Raw genomic sequence first — 4,669 nt, forward strand, 5'->3', positions numbered from 1 at the left:
AGTCGGTTTACAGCTACTGGAGCCCTGGGTGACCAAACAGGAGCGCCCCCGTCGCCGTGCGGCGAGGAACGTCAGGCGAGTGCGGGTGCTCGCGTGAACCTCCTGCGTGCCCCCGTGCCCACGGCGCCGACGGGCGACGGACGGGGGTCCTCTTCGCCCCTCAGCAGGGCGATCAGCGAGGTACGGGCCCGGGCGACCCGCGAACGGACCGTGCCGACGGGACAGCCGATGGCCTCGGCGGCCTCGGCATAGGGCAGGCCCAGGAGCTGGGTGAGGACGAAGGCCTCCTTCCGTTCGGCCGGGATGGAGGCCAGGAGTTCGGCCAGGGCCACGCCGTCCTCGAAACCGGGAAGGCCCTGCGGCTGGGTGTGCTCCGCCTCCCGCTGCCAGTCGTCGCGGTCGGACAGGCGTGGACGGGCCGCGGCATGCCGCAGGCTGTCGACCACGGTCCGGCGCGCGATCGAAAGCAGCCAGGTACGGGCCGAGGAACGCCCCTGGAACCGGGGCAGCGCGGCGAGCGCGCGGAGGAAGACCTCCTGGGTGAGGTCGTCGGCCGCCTGGCGGTCGGCACTGAGGTAGGCGACGTACCGCCAGACGTCGCGGTGTAGGGCGCGGACGAAGAGATCGGCCTTGGCCGGGTCGCCGTCCCGCGCCGCGAGCGCGAGAAGGGTCGTCGCCGCGTCGGTGTCGGTGTCGGACGGGTGAGTCGGGCGGGTCGGTTTCATCGGTCCCGGGTGGAGGATGCCGTGGGCAGGGGTCATCGCCACAAGTCCTTACGAGGCAGGGAGATCCGGCGGCGCGCGAATGGGCGGCGCCGGTGACGGGTGTCATGCGGCCATGCGGAAGGCATGGCCGATGCCCGAGCGACGGACGTGCGGAGGTACCGGACCGTCGGGCTCGGGAAGCCGGCTGTCAGAAGACAGCGAGTGCCTGCGGAGGACCCCGGGAGATGACGGAATGAGCGAGAAGAAGCCGCCTGGGAGCGCTTTCGTCACCGGCGCGATCCGGCCGGATGCGAGACCGCCGCGGTGGTACGGGAACGATGACGGCGAGCAGCAGGCGCAGAGGCCGGAAGAGTCCCAGCGGCAGCGCCCGCAGCACACGGAAGACGGCGCGCTCGCCGTACGCCATCCACAGCCCGCTCAGGAGCGCGGCGAGGAGGTGCGCCGACAGCATGCCCAAGGACGAGGAAAAGTCCGTCATGTCATGTGCGGCGGGCGCCTCGGTCACGGCCGTGCCGACCCGCGCGACAGCCTCGTGACCCATGGCCATGTGCTGCATGCCTCCGTGGCCCATGGCCGCGTGCTGCATGGCCTCGTGCGCCATGTGCGCATGGTCCATGGTCGTGCGGGCGGCGTTCGCGGGCATGGTGCCGGCCGCCTGGGACCAGGAGAACGCCGTGTGCAGCACGCTCTGGACAGCCACCGTCGTCGCCGTGACGGCGAGCAGGCCGCGCTCGCGGCCGGCGAGGAACCAGGCGACGGCCATGGTGGCCGCGAACGCGAGAGCCAGCGCCCAACCAGGCACCGGATGGCCCGACATGAGGATGTGGCCGACGGCCGCGAGCAGCACGCAGACGGCCGCGAACATCGCGGCCCGCCCTCCTCGCGAACATCGACCTGGTGTCATGGCGCGCCCATCCTTGCACCCCTCTCCGGAGGCGTGAGGGCGGGTACGGCCGCGATGGGGCCGCCCCCTCGACCTGTCGGGTCATGAGTACGCGACTGTGGCGCGGCCCACAAGAGCGCCTCGGGAACTCCCTGCACGGTCGGGACGACTCCCTCATGTCGACGACGGACGGCCCGTTCGTTGCAAGGGGAGGGGCGCCACGTGAAGACCGCAGGTACGGAAGCGGCCGCACCGGCCGAGACACGCCCGGGCGCGCCGCGCGGACTGACCGCGCTCCTGACGACCGCCATGGCCTTCTCGATGATGCAGCTCTTCCTGATCGGAGCCCTCGGTCCCCGGCTTGTCGAAGGTCTCGGCATGTCGGAGACGGTCCTCGGTCTGACCACGACGGTCGGCTTCGGCACCGCTGCCGTCCTCTCGCCCGCCGGCGGCCGGATCGTGGACCGGGTCGGCCCCCGCCGAGCGCTCGTGGCTCTGCTCGCGGTGTCGGCGGTGGCGCTCGCCCTCATCGGTGCGGCTCCGGGGCCCGCCCTGCTCCTCGGGGCCGTCGCGCTCGGCGGCCTCCCGCAGGCGCTGGCCAACCCCGCGACGAACAAGGCGATCCTGGCCGCCGTCCCGGCGCCGAGGCGGGGAGCGGTCACCGGCTCCAAGCAGTCCGGAGTCCAGCTGGGCGCCTTCGCGGCCGGGCTGCCCCTCGCGACGGCGGCGGGCCTCCTCGGCTGGCGGGGCGCGGTGTGGGTGGCCGCCGGCGCGGCGCTCCTCGCGGCCCTGTGGGCCTGGCGGACGCTGCCGGCCGATGCCCCTCCGAAGGGCGGCGCCGTCCTGCCCGCGCAGGCGGGGCCCGGTAGTCCCGTGTCCTGGCTCGCGGCCTACTCGCTCTTCCTGGGCGCCGGCATCGCCTCCGTCAACACCTACCTCGCACTGTTCGGCGCCCAACGCCTCGGCATGGGACCGGCGGTGGCGGGCGCGCTGGTCGCCGTTCTCGGCGTGTCGGGGATCGCCGGCCGCGTCGGCTGGTCCCGGGCCGCCACGCCCGGTCGGGCCCCGTGGCTTCCGGGCCTGCTGGCCGGGGGAGCCGTCGGGGCGGCCCTGCTCCTGGCCGTGGCCGTCCGCGTCGAGCCCGTCGTATGGGTGGCGGCCATCGCCGTGGGGGTGTTCGCGGTGTCCGGGAACGCGGTGTCCATGGTGCTCGTGATGCAGCGCTCGGCACCCGGCCGCGCCGGGCAGGACTCGGCGCTGGTCGCCGCAGGCTTCTTCGCCGGATTCGCCGTGGGCCCGCTACTGTTCGGACTCCTCGCGGAGCGCGGCCGGTACGGCCAGGGCTGGCTCCTTGTGGCGGCGGAGTTCGCCGTCGCGGGGGCGGTCGCCTACGCCTGGGTGCTGCGGGACCGCCGTACGAGGACGGGAGCGACGGCATGACCGCCGGTGCGTGGGCCGAAGAGGCGCTCGGCCTTCTCTTCCAGCGCGTCACGGAGACTCTTGGCCAAGTGGGCGTGTGCTTCCCGCTGTACGCCGATCCGGCCGACGGTCACTGGATGACCACCGGGCGAGGCTCGTGGACCGGCGGCTTCTGGGCCGGTCTCCTCTGGCTGCGCGCCCGGCACACCGGAAGCGACACCGACCACGCGGCGGCCGCTGCCGCCACTGCCCGGCTCGCCCCGTGGGTCGACGCGGACACCGCGACCCGCGGGCTCATCCTCTGGTACGGCACGGCCCTGGCCGCCGGGGACGAGACAGCCCGCGCCCTGCGCGAGCGCGCGGCGAAGGCCGCGCTCGCGGCACGGGACCCGGCCCTCGGCCTGGTCCCGTGGGGCTCCGCCCTGGGCGGCCCACGACTGCGGGCACGTGCTGACGGAGTCCCCGGCCTCGTACCCTTGCTGGCCTCTGCCGGCCCCGAGGGGCAGGCAGCCGCAGCCGCACACCTCCACCGGCATCTCGACCTGTGCCTGCCTTCCGGCGAGGGCGCCCAACGGCCTTGTCCCGCATGGCGACTCGACGAGGTGGACGGCTGGGTGGCGGAACGGGACCCGGCGCCCGGCTGGAGCCGGGGCGAAGCATGGCTCCTCCTGGCCGTCGCCGATGCCCTCCTGCGCCTGGACCGGAGTTCACGAGACTCGGGCCGACTGTCACGGGCGGCCGAACTGCTCCTCGACCACTGCGAGTTCCTCACCGGCCCGCTCGTCCCCCAGGCCGAGGCGGGCCATCCCGACGGTTTCCTGGACACCTCCGCCGGTGCCATCGCGGCGGTCGCGCTGCTGAAGCTCGCCCGGGCTTCCGGGCCTGCGTGGACCTCCGCGTGCGCGGCCCGAGCGGAGGCCGTTCTGCACCGGCTCGTGGACGTCCATCTCACCCGGCAGGGAAGCGCCCGCCCGGCGGGCATGCTCCTCGACGGCTGCTACGACGCGCGCAGCGGCACGGCCGTCCGGCACGAACTGGTCTGGGGTGACTTCTTCCTGGCCCTTGGCCTCTCCGCGCTCCTCGGTCGCGTCGACCTCAGGCAGGTGTGACAGCCTTCTGCCGGGACCGCAGCACGCGCCGGGCGACGGAGGAGACGTGCTGCTCGTCCGGCCCGTCGAGGATCCGGGCCGTCCGCCCCGTGCGGAACAGTGCGGGAAGCGGGGTGTCCGGCCCGAGGCCGGCCGCGCCGAAGACCTGGACAGCGCGGTCGGCGACCTCCTGCAGCGTGCGCGCGGCGGCCGTTTTCGCGAGGCCCACCTCCACATGGGCGTCGCGCCCCTCGGCGACCAGGGCCATCGCCTCGTACACGAGCGGACGGGTGGTCCGCAGCGCCAACAGCGCCTCGAAGACGTGCTGCTGGACGAGCTGACGGTCCGCGAGCGGTCGGCGTGCGCCCCGCTGTTCCCCGGCGCGCTCGCACATGAGGTCGAAGGCCCGCTGGGCCTGGCCGACCCACCGCAACGCCCGCAGAGTGCGGCCCAGTTGGAGGCGATGAAGGGGTGGTCGCGCTCGATCTCGCCGAGCTTGGAGGCACCACCGGGCGAACCGAGCTCGTCGAAGAACTCGACGTTCGCCTTGTAGT

The 4,669-nt window shown here is 74.0% G+C and carries 4 protein-coding genes and 2 pseudogenes; 2 read left to right on the forward strand and 4 right to left on the reverse strand.

From position 1 onward, the window contains the following. Positions 1 to 71: 71 nt before the first annotated feature. On the reverse strand, positions 72 to 725 hold the full coding sequence (locus ABZ318_RS39055) for a sigma-70 family RNA polymerase sigma factor (RefSeq protein WP_356907169.1): 654 nt from the start codon (positions 723 to 725) through the stop codon (positions 72 to 74). A 187-nt stretch (positions 726 to 912) separates the two neighbouring features. Next, a complete protein-coding gene (locus ABZ318_RS39060) occupies positions 913 to 1,590 on the reverse strand; it encodes a hypothetical protein (protein ID WP_356907166.1) in 678 nt (225 codons plus the stop codon). A 240-nt stretch (positions 1,591 to 1,830) separates the two neighbouring features. Between ABZ318_RS39060 and ABZ318_RS39065 the strand changes: the two genes are divergently transcribed. Continuing rightward, the gene (locus tag ABZ318_RS39065; RefSeq protein ID WP_356907167.1) at positions 1,831 to 3,048 is read left to right on the forward strand and encodes an MFS transporter; all 1,218 of its coding nucleotides are present in this window, start codon (positions 1,831 to 1,833) and stop codon (positions 3,046 to 3,048) included. Continuing rightward, complete coding sequence (locus ABZ318_RS39070; protein WP_356907168.1) at positions 3,045 to 4,136, forward strand: sugar ABC transporter permease; 1,092 nt, start codon at positions 3,045 to 3,047, stop codon at positions 4,134 to 4,136. The genes ABZ318_RS39065 and ABZ318_RS39070 overlap by 4 nt, the downstream gene beginning before the upstream one ends. Here the strand turns inward: ABZ318_RS39070 and ABZ318_RS39075 are convergent. Beyond that, positions 4,123 to 4,578, reverse strand: a pseudogene (locus tag ABZ318_RS39075) (acyl-CoA dehydrogenase family protein); the annotation flags it as partial. The gene ABZ318_RS39070 and the pseudogene ABZ318_RS39075 overlap by 14 nt on opposite strands. Then, positions 4,572 to 4,669, reverse strand: a pseudogene (locus ABZ318_RS39080) (ferredoxin); the annotation flags it as partial. The pseudogenes ABZ318_RS39080 and ABZ318_RS39075, both read right to left, overlap by 7 nt.

This window comes from Streptomyces sp. NPDC006197 (assembly GCF_040613865.1).
Lineage (GTDB): Bacteria > Actinomycetota > Actinomycetes > Streptomycetales > Streptomycetaceae > Streptomyces.